At 72.6% G+C, this 20,159-nt stretch carries 20 protein-coding genes; 12 read left to right on the top strand and 8 right to left on the bottom strand.

The genetic code is table 11. The features are described from left to right. The first annotated feature begins 177 nt into the window (after nucleotides 1-177). The gene (locus tag J7I94_RS27895; RefSeq protein ID WP_308114726.1) at nucleotides 178-999 is read left to right on the top strand and encodes a helix-turn-helix domain-containing protein; all 822 of its coding nucleotides are present in this window, start codon (nucleotides 178-180) and stop codon (nucleotides 997-999) included. A 34-nt stretch (nucleotides 1,000-1,033) separates the two neighbouring features. Here the strand turns inward: J7I94_RS27895 and iolD are convergent, their stop codons facing one another. The 3 genes from iolD to J7I94_RS27880 are packed head-to-tail and all read right to left on the bottom strand — an operon-like array spanning nucleotide 1,034 to nucleotide 4,694. Beyond that, nucleotides 1,034-2,899 carry a 3D-(3,5/4)-trihydroxycyclohexane-1,2-dione acylhydrolase (decyclizing) gene (gene iolD / locus J7I94_RS27890; protein WP_215171292.1) on the bottom strand — a complete coding sequence of 622 codons (1,866 nt, stop codon included), beginning with the start codon at nucleotides 2,897-2,899 and terminating at the stop codon, nucleotides 1,034-1,036. Continuing rightward, nucleotides 2,896-3,801, bottom strand: coding sequence for a 5-deoxy-glucuronate isomerase (gene iolB, locus J7I94_RS27885; RefSeq protein WP_215171290.1), 906 nt, complete (start codon nucleotides 3,799-3,801; stop codon nucleotides 2,896-2,898). Before iolB ends, iolD begins: the two co-directional genes overlap by 4 nt. Continuing rightward, nucleotides 3,798-4,694, bottom strand: a complete 897-nt coding sequence (locus J7I94_RS27880; RefSeq protein ID WP_215171288.1) for a deoxyribose-phosphate aldolase — start codon at nucleotides 4,692-4,694, stop codon at nucleotides 3,798-3,800. Before J7I94_RS27880 ends, iolB begins: the two co-directional genes overlap by 4 nt. A 301-nt stretch (nucleotides 4,695-4,995) precedes the next feature. Here J7I94_RS27880 and J7I94_RS27875 point away from each other — a divergent pair, with 301 nt between their 5' ends. The 5 genes from J7I94_RS27875 to J7I94_RS27855 all read left to right on the top strand — a co-directional run bounded on the left by J7I94_RS27875 (nucleotide 4,996) and on the right by J7I94_RS27855 (nucleotide 9,378). Next, nucleotides 4,996-6,033, top strand: a complete 1,038-nt coding sequence (locus J7I94_RS27875; protein WP_215171286.1) for a sugar ABC transporter substrate-binding protein — start codon at nucleotides 4,996-4,998, stop codon at nucleotides 6,031-6,033. Next, entirely contained in the window at nucleotides 6,033-7,085 is a 1,053-nt protein-coding gene (locus J7I94_RS27870) for an ABC transporter permease (protein WP_215171284.1), read from the top strand. The genes J7I94_RS27875 and J7I94_RS27870 overlap by 1 nt, the downstream gene beginning before the upstream one ends. 4 nt (nucleotides 7,086-7,089) lie before the next feature. Continuing rightward, a complete protein-coding gene (locus J7I94_RS27865) occupies nucleotides 7,090-7,935 on the top strand; it encodes an ATP-binding cassette domain-containing protein (protein ID WP_215171282.1) in 846 nt (281 codons plus the stop codon). A gap of 1 nt (nucleotide 7,936) precedes the next feature. Further along, nucleotides 7,937-8,839 carry a sugar phosphate isomerase/epimerase gene (locus J7I94_RS27860; RefSeq protein WP_215171280.1) on the top strand — a complete coding sequence of 301 codons (903 nt, stop codon included), beginning with the start codon at nucleotides 7,937-7,939 and terminating at the stop codon, nucleotides 8,837-8,839. Between the two features lie 125 nt (nucleotides 8,840-8,964). Beyond that, nucleotides 8,965-9,378: a VOC family protein gene (locus J7I94_RS27855; RefSeq protein ID WP_215171278.1), complete on the top strand. Its 414-nt coding sequence runs from the start codon at nucleotides 8,965-8,967 to the stop codon at nucleotides 9,376-9,378. A gap of 9 nt (nucleotides 9,379-9,387) precedes the next feature. Here the strand turns inward: J7I94_RS27855 and J7I94_RS27850 are convergent, their stop codons facing one another. Together J7I94_RS27850 and J7I94_RS27845 are read right to left on the bottom strand one after the other, a co-directional pair. Next, a complete protein-coding gene (locus J7I94_RS27850; protein WP_215171276.1) occupies nucleotides 9,388-10,392 on the bottom strand; it encodes a Gfo/Idh/MocA family oxidoreductase in 1,005 nt (334 codons plus the stop codon). A gap of 42 nt (nucleotides 10,393-10,434) precedes the next feature. After that, nucleotides 10,435-11,556: a Gfo/Idh/MocA family protein gene (locus J7I94_RS27845; protein WP_251075862.1), complete on the bottom strand. Its 1,122-nt coding sequence runs from the start codon at nucleotides 11,554-11,556 to the stop codon at nucleotides 10,435-10,437. Nucleotides 11,557-11,728: 172 nt separating this feature from the next. Here J7I94_RS27845 and J7I94_RS27840 point away from each other — a divergent pair, with 172 nt between their 5' ends. The 6 genes from J7I94_RS27840 (at nucleotide 11,729) to J7I94_RS27815 (ending at nucleotide 17,977) form a co-directional block, all read left to right on the top strand. Next, the gene (locus tag J7I94_RS27840; protein WP_215171272.1) at nucleotides 11,729-12,739 is read left to right on the top strand and encodes a LacI family DNA-binding transcriptional regulator; all 1,011 of its coding nucleotides are present in this window, start codon (nucleotides 11,729-11,731) and stop codon (nucleotides 12,737-12,739) included. A 129-nt stretch (nucleotides 12,740-12,868) separates the two neighbouring features. Further along, a complete protein-coding gene (locus J7I94_RS27835) occupies nucleotides 12,869-13,519 on the top strand; it encodes a GntR family transcriptional regulator (protein ID WP_215171270.1) in 651 nt (216 codons plus the stop codon). 123 nt (nucleotides 13,520-13,642) lie between these two features. Beyond that, entirely contained in the window at nucleotides 13,643-14,353 is a 711-nt protein-coding gene (locus tag J7I94_RS27830; protein ID WP_215171268.1) for a 4-carboxy-4-hydroxy-2-oxoadipate aldolase/oxaloacetate decarboxylase, read from the top strand. A 23-nt stretch (nucleotides 14,354-14,376) separates the two neighbouring features. Continuing rightward, nucleotides 14,377-15,474 carry a 4-oxalomesaconate tautomerase gene (locus J7I94_RS27825; protein WP_215171442.1) on the top strand — a complete coding sequence of 366 codons (1,098 nt, stop codon included), beginning with the start codon at nucleotides 14,377-14,379 and terminating at the stop codon, nucleotides 15,472-15,474. Further along, nucleotides 15,455-16,405, top strand: coding sequence for a catechol 2,3-dioxygenase (locus J7I94_RS27820; RefSeq protein WP_215171266.1), 951 nt, complete (start codon nucleotides 15,455-15,457; stop codon nucleotides 16,403-16,405). The genes J7I94_RS27825 and J7I94_RS27820 overlap by 20 nt, the downstream gene beginning before the upstream one ends. Before the next feature lie 243 nt (nucleotides 16,406-16,648). Beyond that, entirely contained in the window at nucleotides 16,649-17,977 is a 1,329-nt protein-coding gene (locus J7I94_RS27815; protein WP_215171264.1) for an aromatic acid/H+ symport family MFS transporter, read from the top strand. A 54-nt stretch (nucleotides 17,978-18,031) separates the two neighbouring features. Here the strand turns inward: J7I94_RS27815 and J7I94_RS27810 are convergent, their stop codons facing one another. The 3 genes from J7I94_RS27810 to J7I94_RS27800 all read right to left on the bottom strand — a co-directional run bounded on the left by J7I94_RS27810 (nucleotide 18,032) and on the right by J7I94_RS27800 (nucleotide 19,975). Then, nucleotides 18,032-18,364 (bottom strand): hypothetical protein, encoded by a 333-nt coding sequence (locus tag J7I94_RS27810; protein ID WP_215171263.1) that lies wholly within the window; start codon nucleotides 18,362-18,364, stop codon nucleotides 18,032-18,034. Nucleotides 18,365-18,464: 100 nt separating this feature from the next. After that, a complete protein-coding gene (locus J7I94_RS27805; RefSeq protein WP_215171261.1) occupies nucleotides 18,465-19,442 on the bottom strand; it encodes a bile acid:sodium symporter family protein in 978 nt (325 codons plus the stop codon). Nucleotides 19,443-19,564: 122 nt separating this feature from the next. Next, entirely contained in the window at nucleotides 19,565-19,975 is a 411-nt protein-coding gene (locus J7I94_RS27800; RefSeq protein WP_215171259.1) for a cupin domain-containing protein, read from the bottom strand. Between the last annotated feature and the right edge of the window lie 184 nt (nucleotides 19,976-20,159).

The following is a 20,159-nucleotide window of genomic DNA, read 5'->3' as shown; positions in this document are numbered from 1 at the left end:
ACGGCCGTTTCCAGTTTCCGGAACGGTGGTTGCTCCCGCGCCGGGCCACCGGCCGACAAAAGGGCCCGATCCCGAGCACCCTGGGGACAGCAACCCCGGCCGGCCTTGAGCCCGCCCGCGGCGCGCGGGTAGGCATGGACACCGGTTCGTGCGTGCCTCGGCGAGGGGAGCATCCGGGTGGACGGTGAACGACATCCGTATCAGGCGTCGTGCCCGGCGGCGGCCGTCGGCACGGAGCTGCGGACGGCCGCGCCCGCGTCCGTGGGAGGCCCGCTGCGCAAGGCGCTCACCGTACTGGAGGCACTGGCCGAGGCGTCCCGGCCACTGACCCTGTCGGAACTGTCACGGCTGGTGAACCTGCCGAAGTCGACGCTGCACCGCCTGATGCAGGCGCTCACCGACATCGGTCTCGCCGTCCGCCGGGAGTCCAAGTCCTACGAGATCGGCACCTATCTGTCCCGGCTGGCGGCGACGGGCGGCCCCGCCGGGGTGCAGCGCCTCAGTTACCCGGTCACCCCCTTCTTGCTCGAACTGTTCCAGCTCACCAACCGGATCGTCAGCCTCGGCACCCTGTCGGGGACGAAGGTCCAGCACGTCGGGACCCTCTACGGGCAGGAGCACGTCCGGCTCGCGATGGCGCTGCGCCAGCCGGTCCCGGCGTACGGCTCGGCGGCGGGCAAGCTCCTGCTCGCCATGTCCCAGCGGAACCCGGCGGACCTCTTCGGCACGGCGACGGCCGGCACCGGCATGACCCGGGCCCGGACGGAGGCGATGCGCCGCGAGTTCGAGCGCATCCGGCGCACCGGGCTGTCCTACGCCCGCAGCGAGACCATCCCCGACCTGGTCGAACTGGCCGCCCCGGTCCGGCTCGGCAAGGCCGGACCGGTCGCCGCGGTGGTGCTGGGCGACACGGTGAACACCAGGGACCTGCGCAGCGTCGCGCGCGCCCTGCTCGACACCGCCGACGCCATCGAGCAGCGACTGGCCGACGGGGGCTGATCCGCCTCCGCCGCCGCGGTGCGGGTCACGGCGGTCACAGGTGGCGGCGGCGGTCCGCGCGCGCCCGGTCGTAGGCCGCCCGCGCCTCCGTGGCGGCCGGCCGCGCGGACACCTCGGCCACCGGCACGTCCCACCACGCCTCCGCCCCGGGGGCGGTCGGTGCCGGGTCGGTCTCGACGTACACGCAGGTCGGCCGGGACGCGGCGCGGGCCGCGGCCAGCGCCGCGCGCAGCTCGCCCACGGTCTTGGGGCGCAGGACGTCCATCCCGAGGCTGGCCGCGTTGGCGGCGAGGTCCACGGGCAGCGGATCGCCGGTGAACGAACCGTCGGCGGCCCGGTGGCGGTACGCCGTGCCGAACCGCTCCGCGCCCACCGACTCGGACAGGCCGCCGATGGAGGCGTAGCCGTGGTTCTGCAGCAGGACCAGCTTGACGGGGAGGTCCTCCTGCACGGCCGTGACGATCTCCGTCGGGTTCATCAGATACGTGCCGTCGCCGACCAGCGCCCACACCGGGGTGCCCGGCGCGGCCTGCTGGACGCCGAGGGCGGCCGGGATCTCGTAGCCCATGCAGGAGTAGCCGTACTCCAGGTGGTACTGGCGCGGGGACCGGGCCCGCCACAGTCTGTGCAGGTCGCCGGGGAGCGAGCCGGCCGCGTTGATCACCACGTCCGTGTCGCCGACGACCTCGTCCAGCGCGCCGATCACCTGCGTCTGGGTCGGTACGGCGCTGTCGTCCCCGGCGCGCAGGGCGGCCTCGACGACCCGCTCCCAGCGTTCCTTGCCGGCGCGGTACCCGGCCGCGTAGGCGTCGTCCACGCGGTGGCCGGCGAGGGCGTCGGTGAGCGCCCGCAGGCCGGTGCGCGCGTCGCAGACCAGGGTGCGGGCGGCGAGCTTGTGGGCGTCGAAGGCGGTGATGTTGAGGTTGAGGAAACGGACGTCCGGGTGCTGGAAGAGGGTGCCGGAGGCGGTGGTGAAGTCGCTGTAGCGGGTGCCGACGCCGATCACCAGGTCGGCGGCGCGGGCCAGGGCGTCGGCGACCGCGGTGCCGGTGTGCCCGATGCCGCCGACGTCGGCCGGGTGGTCGTGGCGCAGCGAGCCCTTGCCGGCCTGGGTGGAGGCGACGGGAATGCCGGTGGCGTCGGCCAGTTCGCGCAACGCCTCCTGCGCCTCGCTGTGGTGGACGCCGCCGCCCGCGACGATCAGCGGACGGGCGGCGGAGCGGATCGCCGCCGCGGCGTCGGCCAGTTCCGCCGGGTCGGGCGCGGGGCGCCGTACCCGCCAGACGCGGTCGGCGAAGAACTCCTCGGGCCAGTCGGCCGCCTCCGCCTGCACGTCCTGCGGCAGCGCCAGGGTCACGGCGCCGGTCTCGGCGGGGTCCGCGAGGACCCGCATCGCGTTCAGCGCGGAGGGGATCAGCGCCTCGGGGCGGGTGATCCGGTCGAAGAAGCGGGAGACGGGGCGCAGGGTGTCGTTGACCGACACATCCGCCGCCGACGGGTGTTCGAGCTGCTGGAGCAGTGGGTCGGCGGGGTGGGCGGCGAAGTAGTCGCCGGGGAGCAGCAGCACCGGCAGGCGGTTGACGGTGGCCAGGGCGGCGCCGGTGACCAGGTTGGTGGCGCCGGGGCCGATCGACGTGGTGACGGCCTGCGCGGAGAGGCGGTCGAGCTGCCGGGCGTGGCCCACCGCCGCGTGCACCATGGCCTGTTCGCTGCGGCCCTGGTGGTACGGCATGACGCCGGCGTACTCGACGAGGGCCTGGCCGATCCCGGCGACGTTGCCGTGGCCGAAGATCCCCCACATCCCGGCGATCAGCCGGTGCCGTACGCCGTCCCGTTCGGTGTACTGGGCGGCCAGGAACCGCACCAGGGCCTGGGCGGTGGTCAGCCGGAGCGCGCTCATGCGGTCCCCTCAGGGGCGGTGTACAGGGGGAGCCGGGGGTCGACCGGCTGCTCGGGCCAGGTGTCGCGGACCCAGGCGTGGCCGGGGTGGTCGCTGATCAGCCAGGCGCGTTCGTCGGCGGGGCCCGCCATGACGTTGAGGTAGTACATGTGGTGGCCCGGCACGGCCATCGACGGTCCGTGCCAGCCGTCGGGGACGAGGACGACGTCGCCGTCGCGCACCTCGGCCAGCACGTCCGTGCCGCGGCCCCGGCCGGAGGGCGAGACCCGCTGGTAGCCGAGGCCGGGGACGCCGTCGTGGGCGGCGAACTCGAAGTAGTAGATCTCCTCCAGCTCCGCCTCCTCGCCGGGGCGGTGCTCATCGTGCTTGTGGGGCGGGAAGGAGGACCAGTTGCCGCCGGGGGTGAGCACCTCGACGGCGATGAGCTTGTCGCACTCGAAACCCTGCTCATCAGCGCCTCCGGCGCGGGCCGCCGCGCCGAAGTTGTTGACCTGGCGCGAGCAGGCGCCCGCGCCGCGCAGTTCCACCGGGACGGCGGAGGCCGGTCCGTAGCGGGCGGGCAGGCGGCGGGCGCAGCGGGCGCCGGCGAGCGCGAACCGGCCGCCGGCGGCGGACGAGACGGTCGCGCGGGCGTCGCGCGGGACGTAGGCGAAGTCGCTGACGGCGCTGAACACGTCGGGCCGGCCGTGCAGTGCGAAGGCGGCGTCGTCCGCGGTGACCGTGCAGCCGCCGGCCAGCGGCAGCACGATCCACTCGCTGTCCCCGGCGTCGAAGGTGTGCGAGCCGCCCGGCGGGAGGGTGAGGACCCGCAGGCCGCTGTACCCCCATCCGGCCGTCTCCGGGGTCACGTCGACCGTGTAGGGGCCGCTTCCGGCCTTGCCCGCGGGCAGGTGGTACGTCATCGCAAGCCTCCCTCTCCCAACAGCCCGACCGCCGTGTCCACCGCCCGCTCCACACTGCCCTCGGCGGGGTAGAGCAGCGAGCGGCCCACCACCAGGCCCTGGACGGTGGGCAGGCGCAGCGCCTTGCGCCAGCGCGCGTACGCCGCCTCCTGATCGTTCCCCACATCGCCGCCGAGCAGCACCACCGGCAGGGTGGAGGTCTCCAGAACCTCGGCCATGTCGTCCGGGTCGTGGGTGACGGGCAGTTTCAGCCAGGTGTAGGCGGAGGTGCCGCCCAGCCCCGAGGCGATGGCGATGGACCGGACGACGGCTTCGGCGGACAGGTCGGTACGGACCCGCCCCCCGGTCCGGCGGCACAGGAACGGCTCCACGAACAGCGGCAGCCGGTGCCCGGCCATCGCGTCCACGGCGTGGGCGGCGGACTCCAGGGTGGCCAGCGAACCCGGGTCGTCGAGGTCGACGCGCAGCAGCAGCTTGCCCGCGTCGAACCGGAGCCGGGCGAGGTCCTCGGCGCGGTGCCCGGTGAACCGGTCGTCCATCTCGAAGGCGGCGCCCGCCAGGCCCCCGCGGTTCATCGAGCCCACCGCTATCTTGCCGTCCAGCGCGCCGAGCAGCAGCAGGTCCTCCAGGATGTCGGCGGTGGCCAGCACGCCGTCGACGCCCGGCCGGGACAGCGCGGCGCACAGCCGCCCCAGCAGGTCCGCCCGGTTGGCCATGGCGAGCGGGCGGTCCCCGACGCCGAGGGCGCCGCGCGCCGGATGGTCGGCGGCCACGATCATCAGCCGCCCGCTCTCCCCGATCAGCGGGCGGCGCACCCGGCGGGCCGCCGCCTCGGCGATCGCCTCGGGGCGCCGTGCTCTGACCGTGGTGAGGTCGGCGAGGGTGAGGGGCACGACGGGACTCCGTTCGGGAGGTCAGGGGTAGGTCCGGCCGCCGGGGGTAGAGATCGGTCGCCCTTTCCGACGCGGGACGCCCTTTCCGGTGTAGGGCGCCGGATACCGTCCTGTCAATACTTTGTACGGACATTCGGACTTTTTGCTGAAGCGATGTCTTGACAAAGCATTGACATCGGGGGCGCGACGCACTTGTATCCGGTCTTGTATCCGGTCCCAGCGCAAGCCTTCTCCCTACGGCACTCAAGCACTACGGCACTACGGCACTCAGCTCCCGTCGCTACAGTGAGGTGCAGGAAAGATGGACCGCTCCGCTCCAGCCCGCCCCACCCGCCACCGCCCCCGGCGGTTCGTCCCGGCCCTGGCGCTCGCCGCGGCGGCGGCCCTGACCCTGGCCGGCTGCTCCAGCGGCTCCGGGGGCAAGGAGGCCGACGAGGAGGGGACGTCCGGAGCCTCCGCGGGCAAGGCCGACACCCCCCGGATGACGGTCGCCCTGGTCACCCACCAGGCGGTCGGCGACACCTTCTGGGACATCGTCCGCAAGGGCGCCGAGGCCGCCGCCGCCAAGGACAACATCAAGCTCGTCTACTCCAACGACCCCAACGCCGGCAACCAGGCCGGCCTGGTGCAGAACGCCATCGACCAGAAGGTCGACGGCATCGCGGTCACCCTCGCCAAGCCGGACGCCCTCAAGAGCGTGGTGAGCAAGGCCCGGCAGGCCGGCATCCCCGTCGTCGGGCTCAACTCCGGGCTGAGCGACTGGAGGCAGATGGGGCTGACCGAGTTCTTCGGGCAGGACGAGAGCGTGGCCGGCGAGGCGTTCGGCAAGAAGCTCAACGAGGTGGGGGCCGAGAAGGCCGTCTGCGTCCTGCACGAACAGGGCAACGTCGGCCTCACCCAGCGCTGCGACGGGGTGAAGAAGACCTTCGAGGGCTCGGTGGAGAACCTGTACGTCAACGGCACCGACATGCCGTCCGTGCTGTCGACGATCACCGCCAAGCTCAAGCAGGACAGCTCCATCGACCACGTCGTCACCCTCGGCGCGCCCTTCGCCATGACCGCGGTGCAGTCGGTGGCGGAGAGCGGGGGCGAGGCGAAGGTGGCCACCTTCGACCTCGACAAGGAGCTGACCGGCGCGATCCAGAAGGGCGACATCGAGTTCGCCGTCGACCAGCAGCCGTACCTTCAGGGCTACTTGGCGGTCGACGGACTGTGGCTCTACAAGAACAACGGCAACTACAGCGGTGGCGGTGAGCAGCCGGTGCTGACCGGGCCGGCCTTCGTCGACGAGTCCAACGTCGACCAGGTCGCCGAGTACGCCGCGAAGGGCACCCGGTGATGAGCGGCGCCCCACAGGCGGTGACCGCGCGGCCGGCCGCCGGGGCGCGGCGGACCGGACGCCCCCTGGTGCTGCGGCTGCTGGCCCGGCCCGAGGTCGGGGTGTTCCTCGGGGCCGTCGCCGTCCTCGTCTTCTTCCTGGTCGCGGCGCCCTCGGTCCGGCAGGGCGGCTCGCTGGCGACCGTCCTCTACCAGTCCTCCACCATCGGCATCATGGCGCTGCCGGTCGCCCTGCTGATGATCGGCGGCGAGTTCGACCTGTCGGCCGGGGTCGCCGTGGTCACCTCGGCGCTGACCGCGAGCATGCTCAGTTACCAGCTGACCGTCAACGTCTGGACCGGCGTGCTCGTCGCCCTGGTGGTCTCCCTCGCCGTCGGCGCGTTCAACGGCTGGATGCTGGTGAAGACCCGGCTGCCCAGCTTCCTCGTCACCCTCGGCACCTTCCTGATCCTCCAGGGCGTCAACCTCGCCGTCACCAAACTCGTCACCGGCAACGTCGCCACCGACGACATCAGCGACATGGACGGCTTCGGCCAGGCCGAGGCACTCTTCGCCTCCTCCTTCGGCATCGGCGGCGTCCAGGTGAAGATCACGGTGGTGTGGTGGCTGGTCTTCGCCGCCCTGGCCACCTGGGTGCTGCTGCGCACCAAGTACGGCAACTGGGTCTTCGCCGTCGGCGGCGACCAGGACAGCGCCCGCGCGGTCGGCGTGCCCGTGACCTTCACCAAGGTCTCCCTGTTCATGCTGGTCGGCTTCGGCGCCTGGTTCACCGGCATGCACCAGCTGTTCTCCTTCAACACCGTGCAGTCCGGCGAGGGCGTCGGCCAGGAACTGATCTACATCGCCGCCGCGGTCATCGGCGGCTGCCTGCTGACCGGCGGCCACGGCTCCGCGATCGGCCCGGTCTTCGGCGCCTTCATGTTCGGCATGGTGAACCAGGGCATCGTGTACGCCGGATGGAACCCCGACTGGTTCAAGGCGTTCCTCGGTGTGATGCTGCTCGGCGCCGTCCTCGTCAATCTGTGGGTCCGCCGCACGGCGACCCGGAGGTGAGCACATGACCGACACCCCCCTCGTCGAACTGCGCGGCGCCGGCAAGTCCTACGGCACCGTCCGCGCCCTGCACGGCGTCGACCTCGCCGTCCACCCCGGCCGGGTGACCTGTGTGCTCGGCGACAACGGCGCCGGCAAGTCCACCCTGATCAAGATCGTCTCGGGGCTGCACCAGCACACCGAGGGCGCGTTCCTCGTCGACGGCGCACCCGTCCGCTTCACCACCCCGCGCGAGGCCCTGGACCGGGGCATCGCCGCCGTCTACCAGGACCTGGCCACCGTCCCGCTGATGCCGGTGTGGCGCAACTTCTTCCTCGGCTCGGAACTGACCCGCGGCCCCTGGCCCGTCCGCCGCCTCGACATCGCCCGCATGAAGCGGACCGCCGACGAGGAGCTGCGCGCCATGGGCATCGTCCTGGACGACCTGGAGCAGCCCGTCGGCACCCTCTCCGGCGGACAGCGCCAGTGCGTCGCCATCGCCCGCGCCGTCCATTTCGGCGCCCGCGTCCTCATCCTGGACGAACCCACCGCCGCGCTCGGCGTGAAGCAGTCCGGCGTGGTGCTGAAGTACATCGCCGCCGCCCGCGACCGCGGCCTCGGCGTCATCCTCATCACCCACAACCCCCACCACGCCTACCTGGTCGGCGACCACTTCACCGTGCTGCGCCTGGGCACCCTCGAACTGTCCGCGGCCCGCGGCGACATCACCCTGGAGAAGCTGACCGACCACATGGCCGGAGGCGCCGAACTCGCCGCGCTCAAGCACGAGCTGGCGCAGGTCGGCGGAGCCGACACCGCCGCTCTCCCCGACGAGCGGGACTTCACGTCGCCCAGGGAAGGAAACACCTGACATGACCCCCGTGCTCGACCGCATCCGGGTCGGCTCCGCCCCCGACTCCTGGGGCGTCTGGTTCCCCGACGACCCCCACCAGGTGCCCTGGGAACGCTTCCTGGACGAAGTGGCCGAGGCCGGCTACTCCTGGATCGAACTGGGCCCCTACGGCTACCTCCCCACCGACCCGGCCCGCCTCACCGACGAGGTGGACCGGCGCGGCCTGAAGGTCTCCGCCGGCACCGTCTTCTGCGGCCTGCACCGCGGCCCCTCCGAGTGGGACGCGACCTGGGAGCAGGTGAGCCGCGTCGCCGCCCTCACCCGGGCGATGGGCGCCGGGCACCTCGTCGTCATCCCGTCCTTCTGGCGCGACGACAAGACCGCCGAGATCCTGGAACCCCCGGAGCTGACCCGCGAGCAGTGGTCCCACCTGACCCGGGGCATGGAACGCCTCGGCCGCGAGGTGCGGGACACCTACGGCCTGGACATCGTCGTCCACCCGCACGCCGACACCCACCTCGACACCGAGGAGCACGTCGAGCGCTTCCTCGACGCCACCGACCCCGGCCTGGTCAGCCTCTGCCTGGACACCGGCCACTACGCCTACTGCGGCGGCGACAGCGTCAAGCTCATCGAGACCTACGGCGAGCGCGTCGGGTACCTGCACCTCAAGCAGGTCGACCCCGAGATCCTCGCCGGGGTGCGGGCGGACGGGCTGCCGTTCGGGCCGGCCGTGCGGCGGGGGGTGATGTGCGAACCGCCGAGGGGCGTGCCCGAGCTGGAACCGGTGCTGGTGGCGGCCCAGCGGCTCGGCGTGGACCTCTTCGCCATCGTCGAGCAGGACATGTACCCCTGCGAGCCGGACCGGCCGCTGCCCATCGCGGTCCGCACCCGCCGCTTCCTGCGCTCCTGCGGGGCCTGACGGGGTCTGACAGGGCCTGCCGGGCCCTTTTCGAGGGACCACCCGGAACGGCTCGGGGAGCCATTGTCAGTGGCGCGCGTTAGCGTCGACAGCGATGGCCCTTCGTCCCGTTCCGGGAGGCAGTCATGACCACGCGGCTCAATCCGTACCTCAGCTTCGACGGCGACGCCCGCCAGGCGCTGGAGTTCTACGAGGAGGTGTTCGGCGGCACGCTGACGCTGAACACCTACGCGTCCTTCGGCGGGTCGCCCGGCCCGGACGCCGACAAGATCATGCACGGCCTGCTGGAGACACCGGGCGGCCTCACCCTGATGGGCGCCGACGCCCCGCCCGGCACCGAGCACACCCCGGGGAACGCCTTCTCGATCAGTCTCAGCGGCGACGACGACGCCGAGCTGCGCGGCTACTGGACCAAGCTGTCCGCGGGCGGCACCGTCGACGTGGCGCTGGAGAAGCAGATGTGGGGCGACGTCTTCGGCATGTGCCGGGACCGGTTCGGCGTCTCCTGGATGGTGAACATCAGCGAGCCGGCCTCCTGACCGGACCGCTCACGCCCGGCGTACCTCCTCCACCGTCACCGGACGGTGCTCGCGCAGCGACAGCGTGCACGCCTCCGCGATCCAGCCCGCCTCCAGCGCGTCCTCGATCCCGCACGGCGACGGCCGCGCCCCGGCGACCACCTCCGTGAAGGCGGTCAGCTCGGCGCGGTAGGCCGCGGCGAAGCGGTCCATGAAGAAGTCGTGCGGGGTGCCGGAGGGGAAGGTCACGCCCGGCTCCGCCGAGCGCAGCGGCAGCCGGTCCTCCAGGCCGACCGCGAGGGAGTCGGCGAAGCCGTGCAGCTCCATGCGGACGTCGTGACCGCGTCCGTTGTGCCGGCTGCTGGACACCACCGCGACCGTGCCGTCGTCCAGGGTGAGCACCGCCGAGGCGGTGTCGGCGTCGCCCGCCTCCCGGATGTACGCGGCACCCCGGTTGCCGCCGACCGCGTACACCTCGGTCACCTCGCGGCCCGTCACCCAGCGGATCATGTCGAAGTCGTGCACCGCGCAGTCCCGGAAGATGCCCCCGGAGGCGGCGACGTACGCGGCCGGCGGCGGCGCCGGGTCCAGCGTGGTCGACCGTACGGTGTGCAGGGGGCCCAGCTCGCCGGAGCGCACCGCCGCCCGCGCCGCGGCGAACCCGGCGTCGAACCGCCGGTTGAAACCGATCTGCACCGGCACCTCACGCCCCGCGACGGCCTTCAGCACCTCCGTGCCCTCGGCCATGGTGCGGGCCACCGGCTTCTCGCAGAAGACCGGCACCCCGGCGTCCACCCCGGCCCGGATCAGCGCCGGATGGGCGTCGGTCGCCGCCGCGACGACGAGCCCGTCCACCCCGCCGGCCAGCAGCTCGGCGGGGGAGTCCGCGACCCGCGCGCCGAACCGCTCGGCGGCGGCCCGCACGGCGCCGGCCGCCGGATCGCACACGACCAGGGACTCCACGGCGCCGAGCCCGGCGAGGGTCGCGGCGTGGAAGGCGCCGATGCGGCCGAGACCGAGGATGCCGATACGCATGGGGGTGCTCCTAGGAGATCCTGAGAGAGGGGAGGCGCGGGGTCACGCCGACGGGCCCACGGTGACCCAGGCGCCGCTCGCGGCCGAACGCTCCATCGCGTCCAGCACGGCCGCGCCGCGCACCGCGTCCGTCAGCGTCGCGCCGTACGGGGTCCCTTCGGCGACCGAGCGCAGGAAGCGGTACGCCTCGATCACCTTCAGGTCGTCGTAGCCCATGGCGTTGGCCGCGCCCGGCTGGAACGCGGCGAACTCGCCGTCGCCCGGACCGACGTACACCGTGCTGACCGGCTGGTCCTGGTACGCGGTACCGCGGCTGACGCCCAGCTCGTTCATCCGCCGGAAGTCCCAGAACACCGCGCCCCTCGTGCCGTGCACCTCGAAGCCGTAGGCGTTCTGCTCGCCGACCGAGACCCGGCACGCCTCCAGCACGCCGCGGGCGCCGGAGGCGAAGCGCAGCAGACAGCCGACGTAGTCCTCGTTCTCCACCGGGCCGAGCTCCCCACCCGTCGCCCGGGTGTGACCGGCGGTGGCGGCGGCCGGGCGGGCCCGCTCGGGGACGAAGACGGCGGTGTCGGCGGTCACGGCGGCGATGTCGCCGCACAGGAACCGGGCCAGGTCCGCGCCGTGCGAGGCCAGGTCGCCCAGCACCCCGCTGCCGCCGCGCTCCCGCTCGTACCGCCAGGTCAGGGCCGACTCGGGATGGGCGGCGTAGTCGCTGAACAGCCGGACGCGGACATGGGTGACGGCGCCGATGTCCCCGGCGGCGATCAGGTCACGGGCCGCCTCGACGGCGGGCGCGCCGCGGTAGTTGAAGCCGACCGCGCCCTGGACCCCGGCCTTGGCGACGGCGGCGGCCACCGCGCGGGCGTCCTCGGCGTTCAGCCCGACCGGCTTCTCGATCCACAGGTGCTTGCCCGCCTCGGCCATCGCGACGCCGATCTCGCGGTGCAGGAAGTTGGGGGCGGTGACGCTGACCGCCCGTACCCGGGGATCGGCGGCCACCTCGCGCCAGTCGCGGACGGCCGACGCGAACCCGAACCGGTCGGCGGCCTCCTCGCCCCGGCCCGGCACCTCCTCGGCGACCACGACCAGCTCCGGACGGACGGCGAGCCGCGGATAGTGGTGGCGGACGCGGGCGTAGGCCTGGGTGTGCACCCGGCCCATCCAGCCGAAACCGACGACGGCGACGCCGAGCGTCCCCTGCGGGCGAACCACCGGGTGAACCATGCGAGCCCCTCTTTGGACCGGTCCAGCACCTGTCCCTGTCACCCTGAGGACTACTGGCCCGTGGTGTCAAGGCTTTGACAGGCGATGCACCCCGTGGAACGGTCCAGCCATGAAGCAGCCGACCATCCGTGACGTGGCCGAGCGGGCCGGGGTCTCCAAGTCGCTGGTCTCCCTGGTGCTGCGCGGCGCCGACGGGGTACGGCCCGAACGGCGCGAGGCCGTGCTGCGGGCCGCGCGGGAACTCGGCTACCGGCCCAACGCGGCGGCCCGCAGTCTGAGCGAGCGGCGCACCCGCACCGTGGGCGTCCTCCTCGACGACCTGCGCAACCCCTGGTTCGTGGACCTGCTCGACGGGCTGAACGCCGTGCTGCGCGACAACGACCTGCACGTGCTGCTCTCCGACGCCCGCCTCAACCGCCGCTCCGGACCCGGCGACGCCGCGGGCCCCCTGCGCGACCTCGGTGTCGACGGCCTGGTCGTGGTCGGCACGCTGCCCGACCCGGCCGCCCTGGCAGACGTCGCCGGGCGCGTCCCCGTGGTGGTCGCGGGCGCCCGCGAGGCGGTGCCGCCCGGCGTGGACGTGGTGGCCGGCGACGACGAGCGCGGGGCGCGGCTGGTCACCGAGCACCTCATCGGCCTCGGCCACCGGGCGGTGGCGCACCTGGCGGGCTACGGGGCCGTCGGCGAGCTGCGGCGGCGCAGCTTCGCGTCGGCGATGCGCGCCCACGGCCTCGCCGGCCGGGCCACCGTCGAGCCCTGCGACATGACCGAGGAGGGCGGCTACCGCGCCACCGTCCGGCTGCTCGGCACAAGCGGACCCGGGCGGCCCACCGCCGTCTTCGCCGTGAACGACATCGCCTGCGTCGGCGCCCTGTCGGCGGCGGAGGAACTGGGACTGCGGGTGCCGCACGACCTGTCCGTGGCCGGATACGACAACACGAGCATCTCCCGGCTGCGCCACCTCTGGCTCACCACGGTCGACAACGCCGGCCACGAGGTCGGCCGCCGCGCCGCCCGCCTCCTGCTCGACCGGCTCCGCGCCCCCGGCCGACCGGGCGGCCTGCACCTCGCGGCTCCCTCGCTGGAGATCCGGGGGACCACGGCCGCGCCCCAGGGATGACGACGGTCGAGCCCCGCCGATGAGCACCGCAAAGACGCCGCACAGCGCCCCGTAATTCGGCGAACAAAATTGTTGACAATCTTGTTTGGATAGATTTACGTTCGACGAGCACTCACTCAGGGAGGGCACATGCCGAAACAAGCCGGTCCGAGCACCGGGGAGCAGGCGAAACAGCTTGCGCTCGGACAGCTGCGGGAGGCGATTCTGCGCGGCGACATGGCACCGGCCCAGCGGCTGGTGGAGAACGAACTCGCCGAACAGTTCGGTGTGACACGGGCCAGCATCCGGGCCGCACTGATCGACCTGGAATCGCAGGGACTGGTCGAGCGCATCCGCAACCGGGGGTCGCGGGTGCGGGTGGTGACCGTGGAGGAAGCGGTCGCCATCACCGAGTGCCGGCTGGTGCTCGAAGGGCTCTGCGCGGCGAAGGCGGCGGCAGCCGTCACCGACGAACAGGTCGTCGAGCTGACCGACCTCGGTACGGCGATGCGCAAGGCCGTGGCCGACGGCGAACCGCTGACCTACTCGGAACTCAACCACCGACTGCACACCCGGATCCGGGAGTTCTCCGGCCAGTTGACGGCGCTGGAGCTGCTGGAGCGGCTCAACGCCCAACTGGTGCGCCACCGCTTCCAGTTGGCGCTGCGCCCGGGACGGCCCCAGCAATCCCTGAACGAGCACCTGGCCATGATCGAGGCGATCGAGGCCAGAGACCCACAGGCGGCCGAGGCGGCCGTCCGCGCCCACCTCACCAGCGTGATCGAGGCGTTGCGCGACTGACCCGCACCGGGCGGACGCGCATCCGCTCACCCCGGTGAGCGAGGAGCGAGGGCGTGCCGGCGCCCCGGCCCGAAGAGGAAGAGAACCCGTGTACGCGTACCCGCACACCCCGAAGGAGCAGGCATGAGCGGCGTCATCGTCACCGACCCGCCGAAGGCGGAGGCCAAGGACGTCGAGGCCCTGTCCGGGTACGGCGTGGCCACCGTGTCCGAGGCGATGGGCCGCACCGGCCTCCTCGGCCCGCACCTGCGCCCGATCCAGCAGGACACCCGGATCGCCGGCACCGCGGTGACCGTGCTGTCCTGGCCCGGCGACAACCTCATGATCCACGCCGCCGTGGAGCAGTGCGGCGAGGGCGACATCCTGGTCGTCACCACCACCTCGCCGTCCACCGACGGCCTGTTCGGCGAGCTGTTCGCGACGGCGCTCCAGCAGCGCGGGGTGCGCGGGCTGATCATCAACACGGGTATCCGGGACACCTCCGAGCTGCGCGAGATGGGCTTCCCGGCCTGGTCCGCCGCCGTGTCCGCGCAGGGCACCGTCAAGGCGACCGGCGGCAGCGTCAACGTGCCGGTCGTCATCGGCGGCCAGGTGATCCACCCCGGTGACGTGATCGTCGCCGACGACGACGGCGTGGTCGTCGTCCCGCGCGAGAAGGCCCGGCGGACCGCCGAGGCGTCCCGGGCCCGGGAGGACAAGGAGGCCGCGACCCGCGCCGCCTTCCTGGAGGGCCAGCTGGGCCTGGACCGCTACGGCCTGCGCGAGAAGCTGGTCCAGCTCGGCGTGACCTACCAGTCCTACGAGGAGTACACGCGCGGCGGGGACGCGTCGTGAGCGCACCCGACGAGGTCCGCTGCATGCTGATGCGCGGCGGCACCTCCAAGGGCGCCTACTTCCTGGCCGAGGACCTCCCCGCCGACACCGCCGCCCGCGACGACCTGCTGCGGCGGGTCATGGGCAGCCCCGACCCGCGCCAGATCGACGGGCTGGGCGGCGCCCACCCGCTGACCAGCAAGGTCGCCGTCGTCTCGGCGTCGGACGATCCCGAGGCCGACGTCGACTACCTGTTCCTCCAGGTCGACGTGGACACCCCCGAGGTCACCGACCGGCAGAACTGCGGCAACATCCTCGCCGGGGTGGGCCCGTTCGCCGTGGAACGCGGACTGGTTCCCGCCCAGGACGGTGAGACGTCCGTACGCGTCCGGATGCGCAACACCGGGGAACTGGCGGTCGCCACCTTCCCCACCCCGGGCGGGCGCGTCGACTACACCGGGGACGCCGAGATCTCGGGCGTACCGGGCACCGCCGCCGCGGTCGTCATCGAGTTCCCGCAGGGCAGCTCCCCGCTGCTGCCCACCGGCAACGTCCGCGACACCGTCGCCGGGACCGAGGTGACCTGTGTCGACAACGGCATGCCGGTCGTGCTGATCCCGGCGGGCGCCCTGAAGGTCACCGGCTACGAGGAGCCGCGGGACCTGGAGGAGGACACGGCCCTGGCCGACCGCCTCAGGGAGATCCGGCTGGCGGCCGGCCGGCTGATGGGCCTCGGGGACGTCGAGTCCACCACCGTGCCCAAGCTCAGCCTGCTCGCGCCGCCCCGGGACGGCGGCGCGGTCACCACCCGCACCTTCATCCCCGTGCGCTGCCACACCTCCATCGGCGTCCTGGGCGCCGCGAGCGTGGCCGCCGGACTCCGCCTGCCCGGCGGGGTGGGGGAAGGCATCGCTCAGCTGCCCGGCGGCGACCGCGTCCGCGTCGAACACCCCACCGGCTTCCTGGACGTCGAGACCGCCGTCGATCCCGGGGCCGACGGCACACCCCCGGTGGTCCGCCGTACCGCCGTCGTGCGCACCGCACGGAAGATCTTCGACGGCACCGTGTTCCCCCGGTCGGCCGGGACGGCCCCGACCCCCGCACCATCCTCTGGAGGCAACGATGACTCCGCCGCTCGGTGACATCGCCCACATCGGTCACACCCAGCTGTTCACGCCCGACCTCGACGCCAGCGTCGGCTTCTTCACCGACTTCCTGGGCCTGACGGTCAACGGCCAGGACGGTGACACGGTCTACCTGCGCACCTACGACGACTACGAGCACCACAGCCTGGTGCTCACCGCCCGAGAGACCCCCGGCCTCGGCCGGCTCGCGCTGCGCACCTCCAGCGAGGACGCCCTCCAGCGCCGGGTGCGGGCCCTGGAGGAGGCCGGCCGGGGCGGCAAGTGGGTCGAGGACGAGCCCGGCATCGGCCGGCTCTACCTCACCACCGACCCCGACGGCCACGAGCACGCCCTGTACTGGGAGAGCGAGCACTACCGGGCCCCCGACGAGCTGAAGCCCGCCCTGAAGAACCAGCCGCAGGCCAAGCCCAACCGGGGTGTCGGCGTCCGCCGTCTCGACCACATCAACTTCCTCGCGTCCGACGTGCTCGCCAACGCCGAGTTCCAGGAACACCTCCTGGGCGCCCGGCCCACCGAGCAGATCCGCCTGAACACCGGCAAGATCGCCGCCCGTTGGCTGACCTTCACCAACAAGTCCTACGACGTCGTCTACACCGAGGACTGGACCGGCTCCGAGGGGCGGCTGCACCACATCGCCTTCGCGACCGAGAACCGCGAGGACATCCTGCGCGCCGCCGACCTCGCCATCGACACCGGCGTGTTCATCGAGACGGGCCCGCACAAGCACGCCATCCAGCAGACGTTCTTCCTGTACGTCTACGAGCCCGGCGGCAACCGCGTCGAGCTGTGCAACCCGCTCACCCGCCTGGTGCTGGCGCCGGACTGGCCGCTGATCACCTGGACCGAGGAGGAGCGGAAGAAGGGGCAGGCCTGGGGGCTGAAGACCATCGAGTCCTTCCACACCCACGGCACCCCGCCGGTCGCCTGACGATCCGCACCACGGGCCACGTGGGTGGGCCGCGCACACCGGTGTGCGCGGCCCACCCACGTGGCGCAGGGGGAGGGGCCGGTCGCTATCAGATCGTTGCTGAGATTGTTAACAAAACCGTTGACACTCAATGGCCGGAACTTTAGCGTCTAGCGCACACCACGGGTCGAGCCGCACGAGCCGCGCGGACCCGCTTCATTGATCCCCTCCAGGGAACTCGTCCTGGTCGAGAGGAAAACAACGATGTCCTCCTCCCCCGTCCTGTCCTCAAAGGGCAGCAGACTGGCCCTGCTGGTCGTCGTCCTGTGCTGGGTCGCCGTGCTCTTCGACGGCCTGGACATGTTCATCTACGGCTCGGTGCTGCCCCACATGCTGGAGGAGAAGGCTCTCGGGATCACCTCCGGCCAGGCGGGCGACCTGGGCAGCTACGCCACCTTCGGCATGCTGGTCGGCGCGCTGACCGCGGGCACGATCGCCGACCGGATCGGCCGCAAGAAGCTGATGCTCTCCTGCGTCACGCTCTTCTCCCTGGCCTCCGGCCTGTGCGCCGTCGCCGACAGCGTCGCCGTCTTCGGTCTGGGCCGGACCCTGGCCGGCGTCGGCCTCGGCGGTCTGCTGCCCACCGCGATCAGCATGGTCTCCGACTACGCCCCCAAGGGCCGCGCGGCCCTCACCATCGGCCTGCTGATGACCGCCCACCACGCCGGCGGCATCCTCTCCGCCTACGTGGCCCTGTGGATCGTCGAGCCGCTCGGCTGGCGCGCCGCCTTCTGGGTCTGCGTGCTCCCCCTGCTCTTCGTCCCGGTGCTGCTGAAGTGGCTGCCCGAGTCGCTGAGCTTCCTGGTCGCCCAGGGCCGCCGCGACGAGGCCGCCGAACTGGCCGCCCGCTACGACGTCGACCTCCCGGCCCCCAAGACCGGCACGGCCGCCGGCGCCCGCTGGGGCAACCTCGCCGCCCTCTTCCAGGGCCGCGAGTGGATCCAGACGCTGCTGTACTGGCTGGCCTCCTTCGGCGGACTGCTGCTCGTCTACGGCGTCGCCACCTGGCTGCCCACCCTGATGCGCAGCGAGGGCTACGAGCTGGGCTCCGCGCTGACCTTCGTGGTCCTGTTCAACCTCGGCGGCATCGTCGGCATGCTGATCGCCGGCCGCGCCTCCGACCGATTCGGCGCCCCGCGCATCTCGGCCCTCTGGTTCGCGCTGACCGCCGCCGGTGTCTTCCTGCTCAGCGTCCACATGCCGCTGGCGCTGACCTTCGTGGTCGTCTTCCTCACCGGCGTCTTCCTCAACAGCGCCCAGGTCATGATCTACGCGACGGTGTCCATCGGCTCCACGCCCGACAGCCGCGCCACGGCCGTCGGCTGGACCTCGGGCATGGGCCGCTTCGGCGCGGTCTTCGGCCCGTGGCTGGGCGGTCAGCTGCTCGCCGCGAACAAGGGCGACTGGGGCTTCACCGCGTTCGCGCTGGCCGGTGTGGCGTCCATGGTCTTCATCGGCATCGCCGCCGCCCGCACGGGCAAGCGGACGGCCGGGGACGGCGCCGGGCAGAAGCTGGTGGGCGCGGCCCACTGAGCGGCACCGCTGCGCGACGCCGGCCCCCGCGAGGACGCGGGGGCCGGCGTTTTCTCACGGCGAGTTGACGCCCAGCGGGGCGTCCAGCTCGTCGCGGCAGTCCTCGGGCACCGCGTACGCCCTCAGCGTCTGGACGGGAACGGCCCCGGGGGAGGGCGGCAGCGCCGGCTCCCGGGCCGCCTCCGCACGCTCCCGCGCGATCTCGTCGGCGATCTCCTCGCAGTCGTAGGAGTGGCTCCCCGTGGGTGCCGGCGTCGGCTCCTCGGCGGGGAACTCCGGGCCGTCCGCGTACGGGTCCGAGGAGAGGACGCAGGTGGCCGTGAGGCCGGCCAGACACAGCCCGGCCCAGACGGCGACGACGCGCCGGCCGGCGTTCGGCATGGTCAATGCTTCCCCCTTCGCAAGGCTTCCGGTGCCGCCGGAACGACGACACCGCCCCGGCCCACATCATGCTGCGGACCGGGGCGGTGACGTACAGGGGGGTGACTCAGCGGGGACGGCGGGACAGCCAGGCGGCGGCCAGCGCGCCGGAGATGTTGTGCCAGACGGAGAAGACCGCGGCCGGCAGCGCGGCCAGCGGGCTGAAGTGGGCGGTGGCCAGCGAGGCGGCGAGCCCGGAGTTCTGCATGCCGACCTCGAAGGCCATGGCGCGGCTGCCGCCTTCGCCGAGCCGGCCCAGCCGGCCCGCGCCGTACCCCAGCGCCAGGCCCAGGCCGTTGTGCAGCACCACGGCGACGAACACCAGCAGGGCGGCCGACTTGATGGCGTCGGCGCTGCCCGCCACCACCACGGCCACGATCACGGCGATGGTCAGCGCGGAGAGCCACGGCAGCACCGGCAGCGCCCGGGTCACCCACCGGCTCGCGACCAGCCGGACGACGATGCCGGCCAGGACCGGCAGCAGCACCGTCTTGAGGATGTCGGTGACCATCGAACCGGCGTCGACCGGCAGGTACTCGCCGGCCAGCAGCAGTGTCAGCGGCGGGGTGATCAGCGGGGCCAGCACCGTGGAGACGGTGGCGACGGAGACGGACAGCGCCACGTCGCCGCGCGCCAGGTAGGTGACCACGTTGGAGGCCGTGCCGCTGGGGGCGCAGCCGACCAGGATCACCCCGGCGGCGAGCTGCGGGGAGAGGTGGAGGAGGTGGGCGATGGCCCAGCCGAGTCCCGGCATGATGACGTAGTGCGCGACCAGTCCGAGCGCCACCGCCCAGGGCCGCTTGGCGACCCCGCGGAAGTCCTCCGGGGTCATGGTGACGCCCATGCAGAACATCACGACGCCCAGCAGATAGGGCACCCCCTCGCTCCAGCCGGCGAAGCTGCCAGGGAGCAGCAGCCCGAGGGCGCCGGCGAGGAGGACCAGTACGGGGAAGACGGTGACGGCACGCCGTGCGGAGCGGTCACCGGTGGCCGCGGTGGTCGCGCTCGCCGCGGTGTCGTGGTGTTCGGTTCGTTCGGTACTCACCGTGCGAGACAACGCCTGGTCAGGTGCATGATGCAAGCGTGTCTCGCGATGTGATTCGTCACATCAGCCGCATCAGCCGCCGCATCACCTGCATCAGCCGCATCGGCGCATCGGCCCGTGGGTCAGTCCTTGCCCATCCGGTCCTCGTCCGACAGGTGCTCCACCGTCTGGCCGGTCTCCGTGAACGTACGGGTCACATGGCCCGAGGAGTACACCCACAGGATGCGCAGCGGAGTGTCGCCGACGTTGCGGAACAGGTGGGGGACGGGGGAAGGGATGTAGGTGGTGTCGAACCGCTCCAGCTTCGTCACCTCACCGTCGACCCACACCTCCGCCTCCCCGTCGAGGACGGTCACGTGCTCGTCGCAGTTGTGCGAGTGCAGCGGCGCCCCGGAACCCACCGGGTACACGCTCATGCCACTGGTGATGCGGTTCTCACCGCCGGCCGACGGGGTGGTGATCAGGGGGGTGGTCACCACGGCACCACCCCGGTCGAGCGGGGGGACGGACGCGGCCTTGACGATGGTGGTCATCGTGGGGGTTCCTCTCCGGTCGAGGTCCTGCGCCGGACGACGTTAGGTCGCGCGGGCGCGAACCGGTGCCCTCGGGCGTGCAGTTTTACGTTGCGTTCCGCAAGGGGTGTGCCGCAACGGCCCGGCTGTACCGTCACCTGTCACCGCGGGCCTTTCGACCCGCCCGGGAAACGCGCCGGAAAGA

The organism is Streptomyces sp. ISL-12, from assembly GCF_018614415.1.
GTDB lineage: Bacteria > Actinomycetota > Actinomycetes > Streptomycetales > Streptomycetaceae > Streptomyces.
Note: the sequence above shows the minus strand (reverse complement) of the source record. Positions and strands in the feature narration are given on the sequence as shown.